23 protein-coding genes and 1 riboswitch are annotated in these 23,638 nt (G+C 35.9%); of the genes, 14 read left to right on the top strand and 9 right to left on the bottom strand.

Going from position 1 to position 23,638, the window contains the following annotated elements:
- Window positions 1-11: 11 nt before the first annotated feature.
- Together adhE and BN1058_RS13085 are read right to left on the bottom strand one after the other, a co-directional pair.
- Entirely contained in the window at window positions 12-2,609 is a 2,598-nt protein-coding gene (gene adhE, locus BN1058_RS13090) for a bifunctional acetaldehyde-CoA/alcohol dehydrogenase (protein WP_090858596.1), read from the bottom strand.
- 55 nt (window positions 2,610-2,664) lie between these two features.
- Window positions 2,665-2,895, bottom strand: coding sequence for a hypothetical protein (locus BN1058_RS13085; RefSeq protein WP_090858593.1), 231 nt, complete (start codon window positions 2,893-2,895; stop codon window positions 2,665-2,667).
- A 297-nt stretch (window positions 2,896-3,192) separates the two neighbouring features.
- Here BN1058_RS13085 and BN1058_RS13080 point away from each other — a divergent pair, with 297 nt between their 5' ends.
- Window positions 3,193-3,630 carry a hypothetical protein gene (locus BN1058_RS13080; protein WP_090858588.1) on the top strand — a complete coding sequence of 146 codons (438 nt, stop codon included), beginning with the start codon at window positions 3,193-3,195 and terminating at the stop codon, window positions 3,628-3,630.
- A 41-nt stretch (window positions 3,631-3,671) separates the two neighbouring features.
- Here the strand turns inward: BN1058_RS13080 and BN1058_RS13075 are convergent, their stop codons facing one another.
- A complete protein-coding gene (locus BN1058_RS13075) occupies window positions 3,672-4,100 on the bottom strand; it encodes a pyridoxamine 5'-phosphate oxidase family protein (protein WP_090858585.1) in 429 nt (142 codons plus the stop codon).
- Window positions 4,101-4,299: 199 nt separating this feature from the next.
- Window positions 4,300-5,466, bottom strand: a complete 1,167-nt coding sequence (locus BN1058_RS13070) for an iron-containing alcohol dehydrogenase (RefSeq protein WP_090858582.1) — start codon at window positions 5,464-5,466, stop codon at window positions 4,300-4,302.
- A 247-nt stretch (window positions 5,467-5,713) separates the two neighbouring features.
- Here BN1058_RS13070 and BN1058_RS13065 point away from each other — a divergent pair, with 247 nt between their 5' ends.
- The 4 genes from BN1058_RS13065 (at window position 5,714) to pflA (ending at window position 11,562) form a co-directional block, all read left to right on the top strand.
- The gene (locus BN1058_RS13065) at window positions 5,714-6,598 is read left to right on the top strand and encodes a TetR/AcrR family transcriptional regulator (RefSeq protein ID WP_176694526.1); all 885 of its coding nucleotides are present in this window, start codon (window positions 5,714-5,716) and stop codon (window positions 6,596-6,598) included.
- Between the two features lie 26 nt (window positions 6,599-6,624).
- A complete protein-coding gene (locus BN1058_RS13060) occupies window positions 6,625-8,043 on the top strand; it encodes an MDR family MFS transporter (RefSeq protein ID WP_090858575.1) in 1,419 nt (472 codons plus the stop codon).
- A gap of 464 nt (window positions 8,044-8,507) precedes the next feature.
- Window positions 8,508-10,763 (top strand): formate C-acetyltransferase, encoded by a 2,256-nt coding sequence (pflB, locus tag BN1058_RS13055; RefSeq protein ID WP_090858573.1) that lies wholly within the window; start codon window positions 8,508-8,510, stop codon window positions 10,761-10,763.
- Between the two features lie 58 nt (window positions 10,764-10,821).
- Window positions 10,822-11,562 (top strand): pyruvate formate-lyase-activating protein, encoded by a 741-nt coding sequence (pflA, locus tag BN1058_RS13050; protein WP_090858570.1) that lies wholly within the window; start codon window positions 10,822-10,824, stop codon window positions 11,560-11,562.
- A gap of 155 nt (window positions 11,563-11,717) precedes the next feature.
- On the opposite strand, the gene BN1058_RS13045 is transcribed toward pflA, so the two are convergent.
- On the bottom strand, window positions 11,718-12,818 hold the full coding sequence (locus BN1058_RS13045; RefSeq protein WP_090858567.1) for a M24 family metallopeptidase: 1,101 nt from the start codon (window positions 12,816-12,818) through the stop codon (window positions 11,718-11,720).
- Window positions 12,819-12,911: 93 nt separating this feature from the next.
- Window positions 12,912-14,297 carry a sodium:solute symporter family protein gene (locus BN1058_RS13040; RefSeq protein ID WP_090858563.1) on the bottom strand — a complete coding sequence of 462 codons (1,386 nt, stop codon included), beginning with the start codon at window positions 14,295-14,297 and terminating at the stop codon, window positions 12,912-12,914.
- Window positions 14,298-14,708: 411 nt separating this feature from the next.
- On the opposite strand from BN1058_RS13040, the gene BN1058_RS13035 reads away from it, so the two are divergent.
- On the top strand, window positions 14,709-15,128 hold the full coding sequence (locus BN1058_RS13035) for an organic hydroperoxide resistance protein (RefSeq protein WP_090858560.1): 420 nt from the start codon (window positions 14,709-14,711) through the stop codon (window positions 15,126-15,128).
- A 47-nt stretch (window positions 15,129-15,175) separates the two neighbouring features.
- Here the strand turns inward: BN1058_RS13035 and yidC are convergent, their stop codons facing one another.
- The gene (yidC, locus tag BN1058_RS13030) at window positions 15,176-15,997 is read right to left on the bottom strand and encodes a membrane protein insertase YidC (protein WP_176694525.1); all 822 of its coding nucleotides are present in this window, start codon (window positions 15,995-15,997) and stop codon (window positions 15,176-15,178) included.
- Window positions 15,943-16,320, bottom strand: coding sequence for a hypothetical protein (locus BN1058_RS13025; protein ID WP_090858557.1), 378 nt, complete (start codon window positions 16,318-16,320; stop codon window positions 15,943-15,945). Before BN1058_RS13025 ends, yidC begins: the two co-directional genes overlap by 55 nt.
- 157 nt (window positions 16,321-16,477) lie before the next feature.
- On the opposite strand from BN1058_RS13025, the gene BN1058_RS13020 reads away from it, so the two are divergent.
- Genes BN1058_RS13020 through BN1058_RS13010 form a run of 3 tightly spaced genes read left to right on the top strand, consistent with a single transcriptional unit; the run spans window position 16,478 to window position 18,275 of the window.
- A complete protein-coding gene (locus BN1058_RS13020) occupies window positions 16,478-16,810 on the top strand; it encodes a hypothetical protein (protein WP_176694524.1) in 333 nt (110 codons plus the stop codon).
- Window positions 16,803-17,606 (top strand): pyrroline-5-carboxylate reductase, encoded by an 804-nt coding sequence (gene proC, locus BN1058_RS13015; RefSeq protein ID WP_255307082.1) that lies wholly within the window; start codon window positions 16,803-16,805, stop codon window positions 17,604-17,606. Before BN1058_RS13020 ends, proC begins: the two co-directional genes overlap by 8 nt.
- A 3-nt stretch (window positions 17,607-17,609) precedes the next feature.
- On the top strand, window positions 17,610-18,275 hold the full coding sequence (locus BN1058_RS13010; protein WP_090858554.1) for a hypothetical protein: 666 nt from the start codon (window positions 17,610-17,612) through the stop codon (window positions 18,273-18,275).
- Between the two features lie 171 nt (window positions 18,276-18,446).
- Here the strand turns inward: BN1058_RS13010 and BN1058_RS13005 are convergent, their stop codons facing one another.
- Entirely contained in the window at window positions 18,447-19,625 is a 1,179-nt protein-coding gene (locus BN1058_RS13005; RefSeq protein ID WP_090858551.1) for a CynX/NimT family MFS transporter, read from the bottom strand.
- Window positions 19,626-19,820: 195 nt separating this feature from the next.
- Between BN1058_RS13005 and lepB the strand changes: the two genes are divergently transcribed.
- The 5 genes from lepB (at window position 19,821) to thiM (ending at window position 23,636) form a co-directional block, all read left to right on the top strand.
- Window positions 19,821-20,366: a signal peptidase I gene (gene lepB, locus BN1058_RS13000; RefSeq protein ID WP_090858548.1), complete on the top strand. Its 546-nt coding sequence runs from the start codon at window positions 19,821-19,823 to the stop codon at window positions 20,364-20,366.
- Between the two features lie 58 nt (window positions 20,367-20,424).
- Complete coding sequence (locus tag BN1058_RS12995) at window positions 20,425-20,685, top strand: transcriptional regulator SplA domain-containing protein (protein ID WP_090858545.1); 261 nt, start codon at window positions 20,425-20,427, stop codon at window positions 20,683-20,685.
- A complete protein-coding gene (gene splB, locus BN1058_RS12990) occupies window positions 20,678-21,706 on the top strand; it encodes a spore photoproduct lyase (RefSeq protein ID WP_090858542.1) in 1,029 nt (342 codons plus the stop codon). The genes BN1058_RS12995 and splB overlap by 8 nt, the downstream gene beginning before the upstream one ends.
- 104 nt (window positions 21,707-21,810) lie before the next feature.
- A riboswitch (TPP riboswitch) is annotated at window positions 21,811-21,914 on the top strand.
- A gap of 101 nt (window positions 21,915-22,015) precedes the next feature.
- Window positions 22,016-22,855, top strand: coding sequence for a bifunctional hydroxymethylpyrimidine kinase/phosphomethylpyrimidine kinase (gene thiD, locus BN1058_RS12985; protein WP_090859147.1), 840 nt, complete (start codon window positions 22,016-22,018; stop codon window positions 22,853-22,855).
- On the top strand, window positions 22,827-23,636 hold the full coding sequence (thiM, locus tag BN1058_RS12980) for a hydroxyethylthiazole kinase (protein WP_090858540.1): 810 nt from the start codon (window positions 22,827-22,829) through the stop codon (window positions 23,634-23,636). The genes thiD and thiM overlap by 29 nt, the downstream gene beginning before the upstream one ends.
- Window positions 23,637-23,638 lie beyond the last annotated feature (2 nt).

Genomic DNA, 23,638 nt, shown 5'->3' with positions numbered 1-23,638 from the left:
GGGGGGGGAGACTATCCTTTAAAAGCATTGCGATATACTTCAGCTAATTCAGTAACAAGTGGTAATTTAGGATTTGCTGTTGTACATTGATCTTCAAATGCGCGATCAGCAAGGTAATCTACTTTTGCTTCGAAATCTTTTTTATTAACACCGTTTTCTGCAATGCTCATTGGAATGTTCAATTCTTTAGCTAATTTATAGATAGCTTGAACTAGGCTTTCTACACCTTCTTGTGTCGTACTTGCAGGTAATCCCAATTCTCTTGCAATTTCAGCATAGCGTTGGTCTGCAATAAAATGTTCATATTTAGGGAATGACACAAATTTTGATGGCTTTTTAGCATTATAGCGAATAACGTGTGGCAATAGAATTGCATTCGCACGACCATGTGCAATATGGAATTCTGAGCCTAGTTTGTGTGCAAGACTATGATTAATACCTAAGAATGCATTTGCAAACGCCATTCCGGCAATAGTAGATGCGTTATGCATTTTTTCTCTTGCTAATTCATTGCTACCATCACGGTAAGCCTGTGGTAAATATTCAAAAACAAGCTGAATGGCTTTAATAGCAAGACCATCTGTATAATCGTTTGCCATATTAGAAACATATGCTTCAATTGCATGTGTTAAAACGTCCATACCGGTGTCTGCTGTTACTGTTTTAGGAACAGTCATAACAAATTGTGGGTCAATAATTGCTACATCTGGTGTTAATTCATAATCGGCTAATGGATACTTTACGTTGTTTTCTTTATCTGTAATAACAGAGAATGATGTTACTTCAGATCCAGTACCAGAAGTAGTAGGTATTGCAACAAATTGTGCACGTTGACCTAACTCTGGATATTTATAAGCACGTTTACGGATATCTATAAATTTTTGCTTAAGTCCATTAAAGTCAGTTTCTGGATGTTCGTGGAATAACCACATTCCTTTAGCGGCATCCATTGCTGAACCACCACCAAGAGCGATGATAACATCTGGTTGGAAATCGTCCATTGCAGCAGCGCCACGCATAACGGTTTCTTTCGATGGATCTGGCTCTACATCTGAGAAAATTTCACAGTGTACATAATCTGGACGCTTACGTAGGTGATAAAGTACTTTGTCCACATAACCTAGTTGAACCATCATTGGATCTGTTACGATAAATGCTTTTGAGATTTTAGGCATTTTCGCTAGATATTGTACGGAATTCTTTTCAAAATAAACTTTTGGTGGAACTTTGAACCATTGCATGTTAACATTCCTTCTCGCCATTTTTTTCACATTAATTAAATGAATTGCTCCTACGTTTGTTGATACAGAGTTACCGCCGTATGAACCACATCCAAGTGTTAATGATGGCATATACGAATTGTAGATATCACCAATTGCCCCTTGAGAAGAAGGCGCATTGACAATGATACGTCCAGCTTTCATTTTTGCACCAAAAGCGTCAATCACGGTTTGATCTGCAGAATGGATAACAGCAGAGTGTCCTAAACCACCAAATTCTAGCATTTCTTCTGCTCGTTTAATTCCTTCTTCATTGTTGTTTACTTTATATGCAGCAAGTACAGGGCTTAGTTTTTCACGAGAAAGTGGATGTTCAGGCCCAACACCTGTTAGTTCTGCAACAAGAATCTTTGTATCCTCAGGTACCTTAACGCCAGCCATCTCAGCAATTTTTACTGGTTTCATACCAACAATTGCAGGATTAACAGCACAAGTATCTTCGTTGATTACTAGTTTTTCTACTTTTGCCTTTTCAGCAGGATTTAAGAAGTAAACACTGTTATCAATCATTTCTTGTTTCACTTGATCATAAATCTCTTTATCAACAATAATTGCTTGCTCAGAAGCACAAATCATACCATTATCAAATGTTTTTGATAAAATCACGTCATTTACCGCGCGTTTTACATTAACTGATTTTTCAATATAGCAAGGTACGTTACCTGCACCAACACCCAGAGCCGGTTTTCCGGAACTATACGCCGATTTAACCATTCCTGGACCTCCAGTTGCTAGAATAGTTGCGACACCATCATGTTTCATTAATGTTTGTGTACCTTCAATAGAAGGCTTCTCAATAAATTGAATACAATTCTTTGGTGCGCCAGCCTTTACCGCTGCTTCATATACAACTTTCGCTGCAGCTGAACTACATTTTTGTGCTGATGGGTGGAAAGCAAAAATAATTGGATTACCTGTTTTTATAGAAATAATTGATTTAAATAATGTTGTTGATGTTGGGTTGGTTACTGGAGTCACTCCGGCAACAACACCAATTGGTTCAGCAATTTCTACCATACCTTCATGTTCGTTATCGCTAATAACACCAATTGTTTTGTCATACTTTACGTTGTGGTAAACATATTCAGTTGCAAAGATATTTTTAATAATTTTATCTTCATAGACACCGCGACCAGTTTCTTCAACAGCTAATTTTGCCAATTGCATATGTTGATCTAAACCAGCAAGTGCCATCTCTTTAACGATATAATCAACTTGTTCTTGATTTAATTTTCTCATTTCCGTTAGAGCTTCTTGTGCGTTTCCAACCAATTTGTCAATGCTTTCTGCAACAGTTACTTCTTGTTTCTTTTCCACTTTTGAGACCATGTAAATACCTCCTAGTTATTATGTGAATTATTGAGCATAAAAACCCAAAAAATAATTAATTAGTTAACGACGGGTTACGGGGGACTTTGACAAAAGATACATCCTTGATCATGCGTGTGTTCGGTTTAATTACGACCACGTAATGTTTTGTCCAAATATAGCTTGGGATATCTTGGTTTTCTTCCAAACACATGGCTTCGAATGTATCACCAACTTGTTTTTCGAAGTTCTCCTGTGTATAAGATTCAGCGTCTGTACTAAAGTCTTTCCACTGATGTAAAATCATTTTTTATCACCCCTTCGCTCTTTCTGATTTCATCATAACACCTGTTAACGCTTACAAAATAAAGGTTTTGTGACAGGTTTGTGAAACATTTCACAATAAAACGTTATCATTTACTTTTCTTATTTATAACAATAAATATAGCCCTATAAATGAATTTTTATAAATGAAGTTGAATAATTATCTTTATTTATAAAGTGAAGCGGGATAAAGAAAAATGGGAAAGTTACTTATTCTTATTTGTTTTAGGAAAGTTTTGGGTTATAGTTAAATAGGATAGTAAATAGATGGAGGATGTAAATGATGAGAAAAATCTTTTGGTATTTTTTATTTGTAGTCATTGTTTTGTATTTAGGGGGTTGTGCCGCTAGTGTGGAGCCTGTTTTAAAAGGTACCTATCAGACTACAGAGGAGATTGATGGCTATCCAAAAGGTACGATTGTTATGTCTTTTCAACCAGATGAAGAAAGTTTTGTTCAGTATATAAGTAGTAGGGAAGTCAATAAAGGTACTTATGAAGAAATTAAAAATAACGTGTACAATAAAACATTTAAGCTTAAAGGCGATATGCAAAATCTTGAAATTGAATTAACGGAGAAAAACACATTTGAAATAGTTATTAATAAGATGAACAATGGAAAACGAATTCAATTAACACAAGTAGATGATGTGCCAGTATATTTCTCAAATGAATTTGATGATGTAGACGAATATAAAGCTCTATTAAAAGAGGATTAGTACTGGTAGATTTAAAAAAGTAAAACACAGAAATCTGTGTTTTACTTTTTTAAATCTAAATGGTGCACTTTCGCATCACGTGTATTTTTTAGGCGAATTTCAATGGGTGTGATCTTTAATACAGTATAATTTGGATCTTCTGGCCCTTCAAACCAAGGTTTTAAATGATCATTCCATAATCTTTTTTTCATATCTTCTTCTTGGTGAATGGATGCTTCACCTTCTATCTCAATGTATTCATCTCCTGTACCATCAAATGTATAACCTATTAAGATATGGACGTGCGGATTGGTTTCTATATCTTTTACTTTGTGTGTCTGTATGTTTGTTGCAGTATACAAAGTAAGTTCGTCATGAAAAAAAGTCATATAGCGTGAGTATGGTTTGTTACCTTCAACAGTAGCGAGTGTACCAATTTGATGATCATCAAGAATCTTCAATACCGTTTCTTTTACGTTTTGATTGTTCATTATATCTAACCTCCAAATTACTTCTCTACATATTATTAGGAAAGTAATCGGAATTATACATAAGCAAAACTGGATAATAAATCATAAAAGAACGAAATTTAGGAGTTGCATTTGCATTGAACTTCTAGATGGCAACGTGTGTCTTTAAAGAATAAAACTCCACATATGATGGAGTTTTATTTAAAATAATTATATTCTTTTATAAGCTTGCTTTATATATTGAGACTGCATCTTCTCTTGTTAATGATTTGAAATTACCGAATTCGGGGCGGGCAATGATTGTTTTATCAGCCATCTCTTCAACGCTGTTTTCATTAATATTGTAATCGGCCAAACGAGAAGGCGCACCAATACTATTCCAGAAGTCACGTAATGCTTGGATACCCTCTAATGCAATCGCATGATCAGACTTTCCTTTTGGATCTACATCAAACACGCGTACAGCCAGTTGTTTGAAGCGCATAACATCTTTATCTAGTGTATGTTCCATCCAATGAGGAAATAATATCGCCAAGCCACCGCCGTGTGGAATATCATGAATAGCTGAAACAGCGTGTTCTAAGTTATGTGATGCCCAATCTCCTTGGTATCCCATGTTAACCATCCCATTTAATGCCATGGTTCCACAGTATAGAATTGTTGCACGGTGTTCATAGTTCTCAAGGTCACTTAGTAGTTTTGGTCCTGTTTCGATCACGGTGCGAAGTAATCCCTCTACCATCTCATCTTGTAGTAATGTATTTTTTTCATGATGGAAATAGTGTTCAAGCGCATGAGACATCATGTCAACTATGCCGTAAATCGTTTGATCTTTAGGTACTGTAAATGTATTTGCTGGATCTAGAATCGAAAAGCGAGGAAAAGTATGCGGGCTACCCCAGCCGTGTTTTTCTTTTGTTTCCCAGTTAGTAATAACAGAACCAGCGTTCATTTCTGAACCAGTTGCAGCCAGTGTGAGGACGGTACCGAATGGAAGTGCATCTTCAGCTTGTGCATTTTTCGTTATGATATCCCATATATCATGTGATGTTTTCGCACCTGCAGCAATCGCTTTGGTACAATCAATTGTACTCCCTCCACCAACAGCTAAGATAAAATCAATTTTTTCTTTTTTGCAAATTTCAATTCCTTTACGCGCAGTGGTTACACGCGGGTTTGGTTCGACCCCTGATAATTCAAATACGTTTGCATTGATCGCTTCTAAATGATGCAACACTTCATTATATAATCCGTTGCGTTTAATACTACCGCCACCATAAACAAGCAGTATATTTTGACCATATTGAGGTATTTCATTTTTTAATTGTTCAACTGTGCCTTTACCAAATATTAGTTTTGTTGGATTTTGAAAAACAAAATTTTGCATTACTGAATCGCCTCCTGTCATTATGATGGCAACTTTCATTTTTAAAGTAAAGTAATTTGTTTATAAACTGATTAGTCAATTTAAAGAATTGGAAGTGAATTTCTACCTATTAATTATTATTTTTTTAGAAAGAGATCAATAAATTGACATTCAATTTATGAGTTGATTATAATATAGGCTATGTTGGATAAGAACTAATAGGTTTAAAAAATGACCCGTTAGTCACCGGTTGATGAAGGAGATAAAAATGACAGAAAAAAAATTAAAAGTAATGCGTGCTGCTATTAAACTTTTTTCAGAAAAAGGGTATCATGCCACCTCTATGCAAGAAATTGCTAATAATGCTGAAGTATCAAAGGGGCTATTATATAAATACTTTGAATCAAAAGACTCCTTACTTATCAATGTATTTAAACATAATCATGACAATATGGTGGAACGAGCCAAGTATATTGATATTGATGCAACCTTAACTCCAAAAGAAAAATTGAAAAAGATAATTGAAGTTGAATTTGAAGGGGTATTGCACAACGAGGATTATTTTAATCTACTTACAAAGTCATTGTTGATAGAAAATAATAAACACATGCAACCTTTTTTTAAGCAAGTCCGATCAGAAATGTTGGACTGGCATCAAGAGATATTATTGAAAGTTTATGGTGAGGAAATTCGGCCAATCATTTGGGATATGGTGATGGTATTACAAGGCATGCTTAAAGAATATGTTAGCTTCATTATGCAAGAGAAACAATACCTATCTTCTGAAGATGTCTCCAATATTATTGTGGATAATATGGATGCTGTTATCCAAATAAGAAAAGGCAAAAGCCCTGTTATATCCGATGTTCATATGGAACATTGCATGCTTAAAACAAATCAAGAATTACTAACGATTCATGAGCAATTGAAACAAATAATTACAAAGTTAAAACACGTTGTTAGGGTGAAAAAACCTTGTACTGTAAATCATAAGGATGTTTATCATACGATTCAATTGTTTGAGAAAGAAATAGAGCAAGAGACTCCGAGGTTTTTTCTATTAAAAGCATTGTTTTATTTTTTAGATGAACATTTGATTGAAAGTGAAGAGGTAGCTTTTTTAGGAAACCTGTTAGATGAATTAGATGAATAGAGAAAGAAAGAGAAAGGGGTGCCAACATGACGAATGAAAGCACACAGGATTTTAATCGAACACCAATTGTACTTGTTTTGTTGGCTGGTGGCTTTGTATCCATTTTAAATCAAACGCTTTTTGCAACAGCCACACCACATGTTATGAATGATTTTCAGATCGAAGAAAATATTGCTCAATGGCTGACAACCATTTTCATGCTTGTCAATGGTGTGATGATTCCGATTACTGCTTTTCTAATTGAAACATTTACCACAAGAAGACTTGTATTAAGTGCGCTATCTATTTTTGCTTTAGGTACGTTTATTTGTGGAATCGCACCAACATTTGCAATTTTGATGATAGGAAGAGTGGTTCAAGCAAGTGGTGCTGGAATTATTCTGCCCTTAATGATGACAGTATTCTTAACTATTTTCCCAATTGAAAAAAGAGGAGCTGCAATGGGTACGGTAGGATTAGTTATTTCGTTTGCCCCAGCAATTGGACCAACGTTATCAGGTTGGATTGTGGAAACATATCCATGGAGAACGATGTTTTTTATTATTTTACCAATCATTATTGTGGATATTATTCTAGTTTATATTTTTATGAAAAATGTAACGGAGCGTACCTTCCCCAAATTAGACATTTTATCAATCATTCTGTCAACATTGGGATTTGGTGGTTTATTATTTGGTTTTAGTAGTGCTGGAAGTGGAGAATGGAGCTCTCCACAAGTCATTATTGCTTTAATTACTGGACTGTTTTCACTAGTGTTCTTTATTCGTAGGCAGTTTCAATTGGATCAGCCTATTTTAGAATTTCGCGTATTGCAATCTAAAACCTTTACGATTTCAACATTAATTGGAATGATTGTATTTATGGGATTGATTGGTTCAGAGACCATTCTCCCTATATACATGCAAAAATACGCTGGTTTTTCTCCACTTGAGTCTGGTTTGATGATAATGCCGGGGGCTTTATTAATGGGCTTCATGTCTCCTGTTACTGGTCGTATTTTTGATAAAATTGGTGCTAGATATTTAGCAATAGTGGGGTTATCTATTGTTACAATTACAACCTTTTTATTCACCAATTTATCAGCGGAAACATCATTGGTGTTTTTGACAATTGTTTTCGCATTACGAATGTTTGGGATGTCTATGGTGATGATGCCTGTAACAACTGCTGGATTAAATCAATTACCAGTTCGATTGATTGCGCATGGTACAGCAATGAATAACACATTACGCCAAGTAGCAGCGTCGATTGGAACGGCCATTCTAGTAACAGTGATGACGACATCTGCTTTAGATAGTGGACCTAACGCTGCACCTAGTGATTTAATACACGGTGTAAATATTGCCTTTTTTGTGGCAACGGGCTTAACGTTTATTGGTCTTGTACTATCCTTCTTTATTAAAGGAACCAATCCACAAGAACAAAAAGAAGCAAGCAATTATTAACGCTGAGAATAGTAGTAAGAAAAGAATGCAGGAGCATTCTTTTTTTTATGGAAAAGCCTAACTAATGACTTGATAGAATTTTGTCTAAACTCATTGCAAAAGACTAATTTTTCCTAACAGATATTGCCTTCTCTCTGTTATAATGTAATTAAATAATCACACTATAACAGCATGGTACAGTTTACCTGTATTATTATATAAATATAATTGTTCTACTAACTACGTGCATTAAAAATGTTGTTTTACCAATAATGTATCCGAATTCATTTAGTCTATTTCATAGTAACACTTTGCCGTGTTAAAATTTGAACATTTTAAGAACATTTATTATAACAGTTTAAAAATGTGATGTTTTTCACTTTATTTTATAGATGAAAAGGTATATAATGTAGTTAAGTTAAAGGATAAGAGTTAATTGTTTGTGCATGATTACACAAACGTTATTATTTGAGGAGGTAAAGGAAATGAAAGTAGCAGAAGAGGTTACACAAAACAATCCTTGGGATGGCTTCCGTGAAGGTAGATGGCAAAAAGAAATCGATGTTCGTGATTTTATTTTAAAGAATTTTACATTATATGATGGAAATGAAGAGTTTTTAGCAGGTCCAACCGATGCAACAAAAGCATTATGGGATAAAGTAATGGACCTTACTAAAAAAGAACGAGAAAATGGCGGAGTATATGATCTAGATACAAAAATCGTATCTACTATTACTTCTCATGGTGCAGGATACTTGAATAAAGATCATGAGAAAGTGGTTGGTGTTCAAACGGATGAACCATTTAAGCGTTCATTACAACCTTTTGGTGGAATCCGTATGGCAGTAGCTGCTGCAGAATCTTATGGATATAAGCTTGATGATGAAGTAGTAAAGACATTCACAGACTATCGTAAAACACATAACCAAGGTGTATTTGATGCATATACTCCTGAGATTAGAGCGGCACGTAAAGCAGGTGTTGTTACAGGTTTACCAGATGCTTATGGTCGTGGAAGAATCATTGGTGATTATCGTCGTGTAGCATTATACGGTGTGGATCACTTGATCGCAGAGAAGAAAAAAGAACTAGACTTAATTGGTAACGGTACAATGATTGATGATGTTATCCGTGACCGTGAAGAAACTTCAGAACAAATTCGTGCATTACAAGAGTTGAAACAACTTGGTGAAGCGTATGGATTTGATATCTCAAAACCGGCAACAACTGCACAAGAAGCTTTCCAGTGGTTATACTTTGGATATTTAGCAGCTATCAAAGAACAAAACGGTGCAGCAATGAGTCTTGGTCGTGTATCTACTTTCTTAGATATTTATGTAGAAAGAGATATTCAAAACGGCGTAATGACTGAAGAAGAAGCACAAGAGTTAGTTGACCATTTTGTAATGAAACTTCGTCTTGTTAAATTTGCAAGAACACCTGAATATAATGAATTATTTAGTGGTGACCCAACTTGGGTAACAGAATCACTAGCAGGTATTGCGGAAGATGGTCGTCCATTAGTTACAAAAAGTTCTTATCGTTTCTTACACACGTTGGATAATCTAGGACCAGCTCCAGAACCAAACTTAACTGTATTATGGTCTACTAAATTACCAGACAACTATAAGAAATATTGTGCGAACATGTCTATTAAAACAAGTTCTATCCAATATGAAAATGACGATTTGATGCGTGAACACTACGGTGATGACTATGGTATTGCATGTTGTGTATCTGCAATGCGTATTGGTAAACAAATGCAGTTCTTTGGTGCCCGTGCAAACCTTGCAAAAGCATTACTTTACGCAATTAACGGTGGAGTAGATGAAAAATTAAAAATTCAAGTAGCTCCAAACTACGCACCAATCACTTCTGAATATTTAGATTATGATGAAGTAATGAAAAAATATGATACAATCTTAGATTGGTTATCAGGACTGTATGTAAATGCATTAAACATCATTCACTATATGCATGATAAATATAGTTATGAAAGAATAGAAATGGCATTGCATGATCGTGAAGTATTACGTACTATGGCATGTGGTATTGCAGGACTTTCAGTAGTAGCTGACTCCTTGAGTGCAATCAAATATGCAAAAGTAAGAACAATTCGTGATGAAGATGGTCTTGTAGTTGACTATGAAATCGAAGGGGATTTCCCTAAATACGGTAATAACGATGACCGTGTAGATGACATTGCAGCTGATCTTGTAAAAACATTTATGAACAAAATTAAGAAACATCATACGTACCGTAATTCTGTTCATACACAATCTATTCTTACAATTACTTCTAACGTTGTATATGGTAAGAAAACTGGTAACACACCAGATGGCCGTAAAGCAGGCGAACCGTTTGCGCCAGGTGCGAACCCATTACACGGGCGTGACCAGAATGGTTCACTAGCTTCATTAAGCTCTGTTGCAAAAATGCCATATGAATATTCATTAGATGGTATTTCTAACACATTCTCTATCGTACCTAAAGCATTAGGTAAAGATGAAGATACAAGAAAAGCCAACTTAGCAGGTATGTTAGATGGTTATGTAACAAAACGCGGTCACCACTTAAACGTAAACGTATTTGATCGTGAAACATTACTAGATGCAATGGAACACCCAGAAGAGTATCCGCAATTGACTATCCGTGTATCTGGCTATGCAGTTAACTTTATTAAATTAACAAGAGAACAACAAATCGATGTAATCAATCGTACATTCCATGAAAGTATGTAAGGCGAAGTAAGAAGGGATTTCCCTTCTTACTTTTAAAACCTAGGGGAGGGCGAACAAAATGAAAGGTCGAATTCATTCAATAGAAACATGTGGTACAGTGGACGGACCCGGCTTACGTTATGTCATATTTACACAAGGGTGTCTTTTACGTTGTAAATTCTGTCATAACCCTGATACATGGAAGATGGGCGAAGGAAAAGAGATGTCTGTACAAGATCTAGTAAAAGACATTAAAGACTATCTTCCGTTTTTCCAATCAACCAATGGAGGGGTAACAGTAAGTGGAGGCGAACCATTACTTCAAGCTGAGTTTTTAGTTGAATTATTTACTGAGCTTAAAAAAATAGGTGTACACACAACAATTGATAGTTCTGCCGGTTGTTTTAGTCGTTCTCCTCGCTTTATGGAAAATTTAGATAAATTACTTGAAGTAACCGATTTAGTATTATTAGATTTAAAACATATTGACCCAGTTGAACACAAAGAGTTAACAGGAATGTCGAATGAACATATCATTGATATGGCAAAATATTTGGATCAAAAAAATGTGCCGGTTTGGGTACGTCATGTTTTAGTTCCTGGTGGTAGTGATAATGATGAATATTTACAACGTTTATCTGATTTTATCGCAACATTAAATAATGTAGAGAAAATTGAAGTGTTACCATACCATAAACTTGGTGTTTACAAATGGGAAAATCTCGGTCTTTCTTACCCACTAGAAGGGGTAGAACCACCGACAGAAGATCGGGTAAAGAATGCAGAAGATATTCTAAATCGAGTGAAAGTTATATCATAAAAGAGAAGCCAAATGTGGCTTCTCTTTTTTTGGAATAAATTTTTTGTAAAAAAAATGCTCATCTCCGGTTTTGGGAGATGAGCACGCAAAAATATCGGCGCTCACGCAAAAATATCGGCGCTCACGCAAAAATATCGGCGCTCACGCAAAAATATCTATTCAATAATCTGTAGTTCTTTCGGGAATTTTGTTAGTGTCTCAAATCCATCTTTCGTAATCAATACGTCGTCCTCAATGCGGACACCGCCAATACCAGGTATGTAAATCCCTGGTTCGATAGTATAAATCATGCCTTCTCTTAAAATGCCATCATTCAAATGACTCATTGAAGGGAATTCATGTACATTAATTCCCATTCCATGTCCAATTCGATGTGGGAAATACTCGCCATATCCTGCTTCTGTAATAATATTTCTTGCTGCGTTGTCTAATTCACCAATACGAGTACCTGGTTTGCTAGCTTCTAAGGCTGCCAGTTCTGCTTTTAGTACGATATCATATATTTCTTTCTGCTTATCACTTACAGATTTATAGGCTACTGTTCTCGTAATATCTGAGCAATAGCCATCGAGTACAACGCCTAGGTCAAATAATACCATATCACCTGCTTTTAATTTACGATTACCGGGATTACCATGGGGATTACCAGACTTCTCGCCAAACAGAACCATGGTGGAGAACGACATTTCACGAATTCCTTGTTTCTTTAATTCATACTCAATTTTAGCCAGTACTTCCATTTCTGTAATACCTTCTTCAAGTGCATCAACGCCTACTTGAACACCGTAGTCTGCCATTTTTGTTGCTCGCTTAATAATTTCAATTTCATTTTCATCTTTTACCACACGCATGTCATTCAATTTATCTTCAACAGACACAACATGTGCCTTTGGGAAAAAGTGAAGCAATGCTTCAGTACGACCGAAAGAGAGAACTTCTTTTTCAAGTGCAACGACATTCGCTTTTGTCACTTTTCTAGATTCAAGTGACGTTTGAATCAAATTCCAAGGATTTTCGTGGTCAGCATAGCCAATAATTTCATATTTCCAACCCGCATCTCTTAGTTGATTTACCTCCATTGATGGTAAAACAAACAGCGGTTCTGCATTTTTAAATACAAAGATCCCCATTAAGCGTTCGTGTGGATCTGTAAGAAAATCAGATAAGTAGTATACATTTTCTGGTGAATTTAGAAACGCAATATCAATATCTTTTTCATTTAGCCAATCTGTTAAAGCTTGTAACCGTTTGTTCATAGTAGAACACTCCTTAATTATTTATTAGTATTAAAGGGAACGGTGAGGAACAAAACTCATTAAATTCCTCACCGTTCCAATAATTATTTTGTTTTATTTTTTCTTTTGTGTAACTAATGATACTAGAATTAGAATAATAATTGCTACTGGAACAGAAACAACTGAACTGTTTAAATCAAATGGTGTATCAAGCACTAACTCCCATACTAGGGTGGTAACAACACCTGAGATCATTGAAGAAATACCGCCTATTGTTGTTACACGTTTCCAAAAGAATACCGCCAAAATGGCTGGTGTAATACCTGCGCCGTAAACCGTATAGGAATACATTTGAACTTCCAATACCGTGGGGAAATAGCTAATTAATAAGTAAGATAATGCACCAAGAACAACAATAAATACTTTAGTCATTACTAATTGTCTTTTGTCAGATGGGTTCTTATTAATGTACTTTCCATATATATCATACGTCATATTTGTTGCTGCGGAAAGTAAATAAGAATTCCCTGTTGTGATAATAAAGGCAGCAGCTGCCGCTAGTAAAATACCACCAACACCTAATGGTAATACAGTGGTAGTCGCCATTAATGCCATTCCTGGATCAATATCAGGAAAAAGAGAACGAGAGACAAATGCAATAATAGAAATTGCTGGTGAAATAAGTAGCATAATACCCAACCAGCTCAGTGCGGCACGTTTTGCTGACTTGTCTGCATTTGAAGCCGCTAAACGTTGGTACATATTTTGGTCACTTAATAAAAGGAATAATGAAGGCAATAAATAGCCCATTAATTGAATGGTCGTTAATCCACCTGTTGCTGTCATATGAGAATCTGGTACATTAGCAACAATGGAATCCCATCCACCTGCGACAGAGATTATAATAGGAACAGTAATGATTAAACCGCCCACCATTAAAAATCCACTAATAGCATCGGTTTGTGATACGGAACGAAGTCCACCAATCATAGCTAGGAATATGATTAATACTGCCGCAATTATCGTACCAAGCTCAACGCTCATTCCTGTAGTTAAATTTAATATAAATCCAAGACCAGTCATTTGATAGGAAACAATGCCAACGTAAGCCAAGATAACGATAATACTTGCAAGGTTACGAGCGAAGGAACCGTATTTTGCTTCAAGGATTCCTGAGATCGTATATTTACCAAAAGCCCGAATTTTTGGGGCAATGCTATAAAGAATAAAAATACCAATAACCGTTGGAATCATCAACATCAAAGAAGGGATAATACCAAAACTATAGGCAACAGATGTTTCTCCACCTGAAATACTTCCACTACCTGTCCAAGTAGCTAGCAACGTTCCCATTAATACAATAGGCCCCAAACTTTTACCAGCTAAAATAAAATCTTTACTATTTGATACTTTTTTTGACATATAAATGCCGATGCCGACCATGAGAACGGCATAAATCCCAATAAACCACAATAATTGGGGGTTTTCTTGTAATTCCATTTTTAGGTCACACTCCTGATGTGTAAAAGTTTTTGTTATTATTTCTTATTATGTTTTCTTACTTAATAAAGATAAAAAATCACGACTATCTAGTAAATCTACATCGTGATTTTAAAACATTAATAATGAAATAATTAAGTTTTAAAAATCCTCTGTTTTTTTCAACTTTAAAATAATAACACGCTGAAAAAATGGAATCAAACAGCTTGTGTAAGCATTTTGAAGTCTGTGAAATCATTTATTACTTTGCATTACTTTGTGTTTGTTTATTCGAAAAAATGCGTAACTATTCGAAGTGAGATGTGTATTTTCAGAAAATATAATAAAAAATAGTTTAAAGTAGATTTAAAAAGGAATACTTTTTATAGGATAGCCAACATCCTGTAAAAAATATTTTAAGGAGTGTTTCAATTGAGTAACGTATTATTTACTTCTCATGCAACAGCACAAGGTGGACGTGAGGGTCATGTTAAATCAGATGATGGTTTAATTGATTTAAATCTTGTTCAACCTGGATCAGGATCAAGTGAAAAAGGTTCCAATCCAGAGCAGTTATTTGCAGCGGGATATGCAGCTTGTTACGATGGAGCACTTAATTTAATGGCTTCAAAGCAAAACAAAGAAGTTGACTCTACTATCACAGCAGATGTTAGCTTATTAAAAGATCCAAACGATGATGGTTTTCAAATTGGTGTAACACTAAACGTTGAAATCGAAGGTGTTTCTCAACAAGAAGCTGAAGAACTAGCCAAGCAAGCGCATGAATTTTGCCCGTATTCAAAAGCAACACGAGGTAATATTGATGTGGAAGTAATTGCAAAAGCTGTATAAAAAATAGAAAACCCTTTTGAGTTTTCCACTCAAAAGGGTTATTATTATTATTGGCCAGTACCAGCCGGAGCTAGTGGTTGATCAGGCATGTATAATTTTTTAGAAAGTAATTGTTGGCAAATTAAAAATATACCACCAACTGTCCAATACAATGGTAAAGCAGCCGGCGCATTAAAGGATACAAATCCTATCATCATTGGAGAGAGTAGTCCCATAAATGCCATTTGTTTTCTTTGGCTAGGATCCATTCCCATTTGTGAAACACGGAACTGAAAGAAATATACCGCAGCTGCAACAAAAGGCATAATTAAATCACTTTGACCAAGATTAAACCACAAAAAGCTGTGTTGAGCAATTTCTTGTGTCGTACGAATGGCATAATAAAAACCAATTAAAATTGGGAATTGAATAATCATTGGTAGACAACCCATTGATGCAATTGGATTAAAGTTATGCTTTTGATAGAGTTGCATGGTCTCTTGTTGCATTTTGCTTTTTGATTCAGCATCTTTTTTTCCTTTGTATTTCTCTTGTATTGCTTCCATTTCAGGTTTAATAATTGCCATTTTATCACGCATTTGATAGCTTTTTTTTGATTGTTTTAACATTAAAGGCATCACAGCTAAACGAATAAGTAATGTGACGAAAACAATCGATAGACCGAAGTTCCCTCCTAAGAAAGAGGCCACTCCTTTTATAATACCCGAGAATGTTAGAACAAAATATTTTTCAAAGAATCCTGCTGTTTCTGGATCAATTGGCTCTCCTGATGCTGCAGCTTGACAGCCCGATAAAAGAATTACCGCTATTAAGGCTAAACCAATGAACCGATATTTTTTAATATAAGTGAATACAGATTGTATGTGCATGTTTTTCCTCCTAGTAATGTTCGTAAGTATAGATGGAACATGGAGGAATGATTATCTTCATCATCATCTGGACTTTCTTTTCGTTTCATTTTAATGGTGATCCAATTACGAATATCTTGCCATTGACTTAGATGAAATATTGCTTCTTGCCGTCGGAGATAGACAGCATGATAATTATTTTTTATAACTTTATGGTGTCTTGTTATTTCGTAATGTGTTACATAAAGCAAACCATAGGAACATATTAGTGCAATATAAAACGTCAAATAAATATACATTGGGTGAAGGTCACTATTTAATTGCCCAATTAATTCTACTGTCATCTGTATTCACCTCCTATTTTAAAAGTTGAAGTACTATTCTATCATGATACAATAGGGCCAGAAAGTCAAAGACAGATGTGTGACAAATTCGATACTGATGAAACGTTTCATTCCCTTCTTCCGTATATATATGAAAGATTAAATGGGAGGAATGAACATGCTAGAAAGAATATTGATGCTTATCGTTGGTATTGCAATTTTCTTTGCGTTTAATTGGTTACTCGGATATCGAAAAAGGAGTATTGTTATAGATCTCGATGACCGTTACGTTGACTGGAGTGATCATGTAACAGCTGCAAAAGTAGAACTACAAAAGCAAGGTAGAGAGGTATCTTATCTGGGTAATGGTGAATTTATAATAGATGGTGAGTATTACATGATGATAAATTGGAATGTTAGTATGGCTCGTGTACCATTACAGCGAACCCTTTTTAAATATGATAGGAAGAAAAATAAGTCTAAGCAAATGAGGAGAGATGTAAGTGAGTAAAGTTGTTTTTATCGGTGCTGGTAGAATGGCGCAATCAATCATAGCCGGCTTAACGAAACAAAGTCATTGGTCAATTGTAGTTAGTAATAATGGTAATGTGAATCGTTTAGAGGAAATAGAAAAGAAGTATGGTGTTCAAACGACAGATAGTTGGAAAGAGGAAATTGATGATGCGGCAGTAATCGTATTGGCGATGCCCCCAGAAGCACATGACTCTGTTCTAAAAGAGCTAGCGTTGTTTATTGATAAACAATTAGTTATTACAGTTGCTGCTGGTATTGGACCGTCCTATCTGGAAGAAGCATTACCAGAACAAACCCCGGTTGCTTGGTTGATGCCAAATACTGCTGCTTCAAAAGGTAAATCGATGACGCTTTGTGCGAAAGGAACACATGTAGAGCAAGCCCATGAATCCATGCTTGCGCAAATATTGGCTAGTATTGGAACGGCAGAGATCGTTTCGGAAGAACAGGTCCATACCTTAACACCGATTACTGGGAGTGCCCCTGCATTTGTTTACCAAATGGCAGATTGCTTGATCCAACCTGCAAAGGAAGCAGGTATTTCGGAACAACAAGCGAGGAAATTGGTAGCTGATATGATTGCGGGAGCGGCTGCAATGTTACAATCAGGTGATGATCCCCAACGTTTAATTGATCAGGTTGCAACACCTGGTGGGGTCACAGCAGCAGGATTAGACGTACTAGAACAGCATGATTTTAACAGCATAATGAAACAAGTCATAAAGGCTTGTCATGATCGTTCCAATAATGAAAAAAGCAAGAAGGATTGGTGATTCATGAAAAAGAAATTGATTGCTGTATTTAGTTTAGTATTACTGCTTTTCTTAGTGGCATGTCAAGAGGACGATAAGGATATTGATCAAAATGATGAACAAGATTCGAAGGATGAAGTATTAACACCTGAAGACTTACAATCAGAAGAGGCATTGAATGAGTTAAAGCTAATCACTAGAACAAACCGAGAAGAAACCATTATTGATACATTAGCTGATCAGGCTTTTATTTTTGAGTTTCAAATAGATGAATCATACAAGGACCTTAAAGTATGGGTCGAAACATATCAACTTGGAGAAAAGCAAGACATTGACAAATACCAAAAGGCAATAAATAAATCAGGAACAATTATTTTTTCCAACACAGCCGTTGGTGGAGAGAACATAAACAATCAAAGGCTCGGCATAATTAGCGATAACGGCGGTGGATATACGAGTTATGCAAATGAACTTACTATGTTTGATGAATACGGGTTTACGGCGATGCCAGATGTAAATGATGCAACGATTGAAGTAACGGAAGAACCGATTGTATTAGCCGGTTTACTGTATGGAGAAAATGAAGTGCAGTCCCTTCCACCTGACTTCTTTAATAATAGTAGCGACAATATGGACGCACTAAAAGATTATGAGCTTGCTTACATTTTAAAAGCACAGTTTTCTAAATAAAGAAATACTCTGTATTTTAAGAATGAAAAGCAACTGTATTTTTAGAACATAATAGCTGCAGAGTGAAATAACCCAGAGGAACTTTCATAAAAAGTAAAATCCCCAATGTCTCATTATAGATATTGGGGATATTTAAGTCTCTGATGTATTTTTAGTCAATATTTAAAGTTATCAGACATATCTATCTCTTGCAGCTCCAATTCCGAATCCCATCATAAGGATAGATATAAAAAGAATGACAATAATTGGCATGGTCCATGATTGGTTAACGTCATAAATTGATCCAATAAGGATAGGCCCAGTTGCTGCGAGTAAATAACCGAATGATTGCGCCATACCCGATAGTTCTGCAGACTGTTTTGCATGTCTAGCACGTAAACCTAATAGTGCAAGAGCTAAACTAATACTTCCGCCGAGTGCAATGCCAATCAGTGTAATACACAAAACAAGCCAAATAAATGTATCTGCAAGTAAAATGCCACAGTAACCGATGATCGCCATCGAACTGAGTGTAATGATAATGCTCTGTTGTTTTTTTACTCGGCCGGCTATAATAGGTGCTAAGAAGGTAGCAGGTAAACCAACAAATTGCATATAAGATAGTAACCAACCACTTGTGGAAATGGAAACGCCTTGTGCTTGTATGATCTCTGGTAACCAGGAGATGGTGACATAAAATAAAAAAGATTGTAACCCCATATACAAAGTAACTTGCCAGGCTAAAAAGGAGCGAAAAAGGTTGCTTCCAGTTGTTGCGAAAAAATCACGTTCTGTTAATTTGGGTTGTGTACGATATAGAACAAACCATATAATTAAACCAAAAAATGTAGGAATAGACCAAATAGCTAGTGCATATTCCCATCCTAACCCTGCTGTTTTAGCTAGTGGTACACTTACACCTGAAGCAATAGCAGCAAAAATAGACATACAAGTTGTATATATGCCAGTCATTGTTCCAATGTGATTAGGGAATTTCTCTTTAATAATACCCGGTAATAATACGTTACAAATTGCAATCCCTAATCCAACCAGAGTCGTCCCAACATAAAGTGGAAAGCTATGAGGAATAATACGAGTGATGATACCGATAAATAATAAAATTAATCCAATCAAAATGGAAAGCTCATTTCCGACACGATTGCGTAATTTTGGTGCTAATGGTGACATGATTGCGAAAGAGAGTAGAGGTAAACTGGTTATTAAGCCGACATTCCAATTGTCTAGCCCCATTTGGTCCCGAATGGGGCCCACTAATGGACCAACAGATGTAATGGCTGGACGGAGGTTGAAGGCTACAAGAATGATTCCAATTGTAAATAATATATATCGTGTTGAGAAGCGATTAGACATGATAACATCTCCAAACGAATAAATTTATATATATAAAGCTAGTATAGGACAGTAGTGCATGACTAGCAACTTTAAAAAAGTTTATTTTCTTTATGTTAACTGTAGGTTTGATTAACATAAAAATACATATAAATGATAGAATAATAGAAATGATATTTTTCTACACTACATCATACAGAAAGAAGTGGGCGTTTTATGCTTAAAGGATTTGCACGAGAGTTATTCTCATGGCTAAAAGCAATTATTATTGCATTAGTAATCGTATTTGTTGTCAGAGAATTTTTAATGACACCTTCCATTGTTAAAGGAGAGTCTATGTATCCTACTTTACAAGATGGAGATCGTATTATGATTAGCAAAGTTACTCCAATTAATCGGTTTGATGAAATTGCCTTTCATGCACCAGATACTGATGAGAATTATGTAAAGCGAGTGATCGGATTACCTGGTGATTCCATTGAAATGAAAGATGACATGCTATATATTAACGGAAAAGCATATCAAGAAGAATATTTAACTGATAAAAAACAAACTGCTGTCAACAATTATTTTACAGAAAATTTCACTTTAGAAGAAATAACCGGAGAAACCGTAGTGCCGGATGGTTATTTATTTGTTTTGGGTGATAATCGCCCGGTAAGTAGAGATAGTCGTAGGTTTGGGTTTGTAAAAGAAGATTCGGTCATTGGTGATGTTGTTTTTCGTATCTGGCCGTTAGATGCTATTGGTATACCTAAATAATATTTTTTGTAATGATGGAAATACTACACCTAACTTAAAGAAAGTTAGGTGAAAATATATGGAAATTAAAAATGAATCTTTTCATCCAGGTGACATTGCATATGTCATTATAAGAAATCCGCATGTTCAAGGTGCTGCCAATGTTCAACAGGCTGCAGTGGTGAATAATCCTGAACGCCCAAATGAGTTAGCGTTGTTTATATATGAAACATATTACCCGCTCTCTGAGGATGTTGCTGTTTATCAAACACAGCACGAAGCAGAGACAGCTTTTCAACAAGCATTCGGTGATACAGAAGTTGAGGGCTACTATGGTTAAACCATTTGTCCCTCAATTAGTTTATTTTGAACCGAAGGCATTAGAATATCCGTTAGGAAAGTCTTTATATAAAAAATTTTCTAATATGGATGTCGAAATTAGAGAAACGACGTCACATAATCAAGTTCGTAATTTACCAGGAGATAATGACTTTCAAAAGTATCGCAACGCTAAATCAACCCTCGTGGTAGGCCTCAGGAAAACCTTGAAATTTGATACGTCAAAGCCTTCAGCAGAATATGCGATACCGTTTGCGACAGGCTGTATGGGGCACTGTCATTATTGTTATTTACAAACAACGATGGGCAGTAAACCGTATATTCGTACGTATGTGAATACAGAAGAAATTTTTGACGCTGCGGAAGAATACATGAAGGAAAGATCACCTGAAATAACGCGTTTTGAAGCTTCTTGTACGTCTGACATTGTTGGGATTGATCATCTAACACATACATTAAAAGGAGCAATCGAATATTTTGGTCGATCTGATCATGGAAGATTGCGTTTTGTAACAAAGTTTGCCCATGTAGATCATCTTTTAGATGCAGATCATAAAGGAAAGACACGCTTTCGCTTTAGTATTAATGATGATTATGTGATTAAATTTTTTGAACCGGGGACATCCAGGTTACATGAACGATTAGAAGCGGCTGCTAAGGTTGCGCATGCTGGTTATCCATTAGGTTTTATTATTGCTCCGATTTATTTACATGATGGTTGGCGGGAAGGATACCGTTCGATGCTAGAAAAACTAGCAGAAACACTTCCGGCAGAGGCAAAAAAAGATTTAACCTTTGAACTTATTCAACATCGCTTTACTAAGCCGGCAAAGCGAGTGATTCAAAAAAATTATCCAATGACAAAATTGGAATTAGATGAATCAAAGCGTAAAACAAAATGGGGAAGATATGGAATATGGAAGTATGTCTACACAGATCAAGAGCAAGAAGAGATGAAACAATTATTTATCGAAACGATTAAAAAATTATTTCCGACTGCTTCTATTGAGTATTTTACGTGATAATATATTAAATCCTACATTAGAGAAATTTTTAATACATCAAACCTTATATGTTTGACAAATAGGTCAAATAATGATTAATTTAAAGTACAACATATATAAATAGAAACCACTAGGGGCGCCGAAATGGCTGAGATAAAGAGTATTCTTTGGTCCCTTTGAACCTGAACTGGGTTATGCCAGCGTAGGAAAGTGGAGTCGGTTCTTTTAATTATTTCATCAAGATAGATCTATACATTCAACCACTCCATTTTTTGGGAGTGGTTTTTCTTATTTGTATGTATTCGATTATGAAGGAGGGGGATAATGATGACTCAGATTGTCAGTGCATTAACGATTGCAGGAACCGATCCTACAGGTGGTGCCGGCATTCAAGCCGATTTAAAGACATTTCAAGAACGCGAAGTATATGGGATGAGCGTATTAACATCTGCTGTTGCACAAAACACTCAAGGGGTACAGGCCGTGCATCATTTACCAATTGATTTTATTGAAAGGCAATTAGATGCCGTTTTTCAAGATATAAAACCACATGCCATTAAAACAGGTATGATCTCTACGATTGAAATGATGGAGCTTATTGCAAACTATGTGTCAACAGACAGTATACCGTATGTGATTGATCCAGTAATGGTTTCTACTAGTGGAGATGCATTAATGGAAGAAAGTTCTCGTCAAGTCATTCGTGATGTATTAGTACCAAAAGCTACGGTCGTCACTCCAAATATACCAGAAGCAGAGATTTTAGTTGGCTTTACGATTCAAAATATAGAAGATATGAAAAAAGCCGCAAAGGTAATTGTAGAGGAATTAGGTGCTGCTTCTGCTGTTGTTAAAGGTGGTCATCTAGATGGAAAAGCAGTTGATGTATTTTATGATAGACAATTTCACTTTTTAGAGGCTGATCGAGTGAACACGAAACATACACACGGTACAGGGTGTACGTTCTCTGCTGCCATTACTGCTGAACTTGCAAAAGGAAAATCAACCTTGGAAGCAGTAAAAATGGGAAAACAATTTATCACTGCTGCGATTCGTTATCCATTAAACATTGGGAAAGGAAATGGTCCGACAAATCACTGGGGTTATCGCTTAAAAGAATTACCAAATCAAGGGGGAAATGAAAATGAGTCTAACAACAATGATTAATGCTGTTCGCAAAAAAAATCCATTGGTTCACAATATTACAAACCAAGTGGTCATCAATTTCACGGCGAATGGATTATATGCACTAGGTGCTTCGCCTGTAATGGCCAATGCAATCGAAGAAGCGGCGGATATGGCAAGAAATGCAGATGCATTACTATTAAACATTGGAACACTAACGAGTGACCAAGTCGATGCGATGATCGAGGCTGGAAGAGCTGCTAACGACAAAGGTATTCCAGTTATTTTTGATCCGGTTGGTGTAGGTGCAACACCATATCGAAATCAAGCAGCATCACGAATTTTAAATGAAGTAAAAGTAACGATGATCCGTGGCAATGCCGGTGAAGTTAGTCAATTAGCAGGATTGGAAGCACAAGTTCGTGGAGTAGATTCATCGGGTTCTTTTGATAATCAATCCATTGCACGTCATGCCCAACAAATCTTAGGTATCCCTGTATTGGTCACTGGAGAAAAAGATGTGATTACCGATGGTAAATCCTTATTCGAAGTATCTAACGGTACGCCTATGTTAACAAAGGTAACAGGGACCGGTTGTTTACTAGGTGCTGTTGTTGCTGCATTCCTAGCAACAGGTGAAGATAAAGTCAAAACGGCGACCGCTGCTGTTATGTTTTATAATGTAGCTGCAGAAAAAGCTGCTCAAAATGCCGAAGGTCCAGGTAGTTTTCAGATTGCATTTCTAGATGCGCTAGCGTCAACGACGAGTGTGGATGTTTCTGCAGATGCAAGAATAACGCATCATATTGTAGGTGAGGGATAAAC

The sequence above is a fragment of the Paraliobacillus sp. PM-2 genome (assembly GCF_001368815.1).
In the GTDB taxonomy this organism is placed as follows: domain Bacteria; phylum Bacillota; class Bacilli; order Bacillales; family Amphibacillaceae; genus Paraliobacillus.
The sequence above is the reverse complement of the archived record's forward strand: the minus strand, read 5'-3'. Positions and strand labels throughout refer to the sequence as shown.

Excerpts from the sequence above, each read along its gene's own strand:
- thiD (WP_090859147.1), top strand. The coding sequence starts at position 22,016 with ATGACTCAGATTGTCAGTGCATTAACGATTGCAGGAACCGATCCTACA.
- BN1058_RS13040 (WP_090858563.1), bottom strand. The coding sequence starts at position 14,297 with ATGGAATTACAAGAAAACCCCCAATTATTGTGGTTTATTGGGATTTAT.
- BN1058_RS12995 (WP_090858545.1), top strand. The coding sequence starts at position 20,425 with ATGGAAATTAAAAATGAATCTTTTCATCCAGGTGACATTGCATATGTC.
- BN1058_RS13085 (WP_090858593.1), bottom strand. The coding sequence starts at position 2,895 with ATGATTTTACATCAGTGGAAAGACTTTAGTACAGACGCTGAATCTTAT.
- BN1058_RS13070 (WP_090858582.1), bottom strand. The coding sequence starts at position 5,466 with ATGCAAAATTTTGTTTTTCAAAATCCAACAAAACTAATATTTGGTAAA.
- BN1058_RS13060 (WP_090858575.1), top strand. The coding sequence starts at position 6,625 with ATGACGAATGAAAGCACACAGGATTTTAATCGAACACCAATTGTACTT.
- BN1058_RS13065 (WP_176694526.1), top strand. The coding sequence starts at position 5,714 with ATGACAGAAAAAAAATTAAAAGTAATGCGTGCTGCTATTAAACTTTTT.
- pflB (WP_090858573.1), top strand. The coding sequence starts at position 8,508 with ATGAAAGTAGCAGAAGAGGTTACACAAAACAATCCTTGGGATGGCTTC.
- BN1058_RS13010 (WP_090858554.1), top strand. The coding sequence starts at position 17,610 with ATGAAAAAGAAATTGATTGCTGTATTTAGTTTAGTATTACTGCTTTTC.
- BN1058_RS13075 (WP_090858585.1), bottom strand. The coding sequence starts at position 4,100 with ATGAACAATCAAAACGTAAAAGAAACGGTATTGAAGATTCTTGATGAT.
- BN1058_RS13025 (WP_090858557.1), bottom strand. The coding sequence starts at position 16,320 with ATGACAGTAGAATTAATTGGGCAATTAAATAGTGACCTTCACCCAATG.
- splB (WP_090858542.1), top strand. The coding sequence starts at position 20,678 with ATGGTTAAACCATTTGTCCCTCAATTAGTTTATTTTGAACCGAAGGCA.
- lepB (WP_090858548.1), top strand. The coding sequence starts at position 19,821 with ATGCTTAAAGGATTTGCACGAGAGTTATTCTCATGGCTAAAAGCAATT.
- BN1058_RS13045 (WP_090858567.1), bottom strand. The coding sequence starts at position 12,818 with ATGAACAAACGGTTACAAGCTTTAACAGATTGGCTAAATGAAAAAGAT.
- thiM (WP_090858540.1), top strand. The coding sequence starts at position 22,827 with ATGAAAATGAGTCTAACAACAATGATTAATGCTGTTCGCAAAAAAAAT.
- pflA (WP_090858570.1), top strand. The coding sequence starts at position 10,822 with ATGAAAGGTCGAATTCATTCAATAGAAACATGTGGTACAGTGGACGGA.
- yidC (WP_176694525.1), bottom strand. The coding sequence starts at position 15,997 with ATGCACATACAATCTGTATTCACTTATATTAAAAAATATCGGTTCATT.
- BN1058_RS13080 (WP_090858588.1), top strand. The coding sequence starts at position 3,193 with ATGATGAGAAAAATCTTTTGGTATTTTTTATTTGTAGTCATTGTTTTG.
- BN1058_RS13005 (WP_090858551.1), bottom strand. The coding sequence starts at position 19,625 with ATGTCTAATCGCTTCTCAACACGATATATATTATTTACAATTGGAATC.
- BN1058_RS13020 (WP_176694524.1), top strand. The coding sequence starts at position 16,478 with ATGCTAGAAAGAATATTGATGCTTATCGTTGGTATTGCAATTTTCTTT.
- adhE (WP_090858596.1), bottom strand. The coding sequence starts at position 2,609 with ATGGTCTCAAAAGTGGAAAAGAAACAAGAAGTAACTGTTGCAGAAAGC.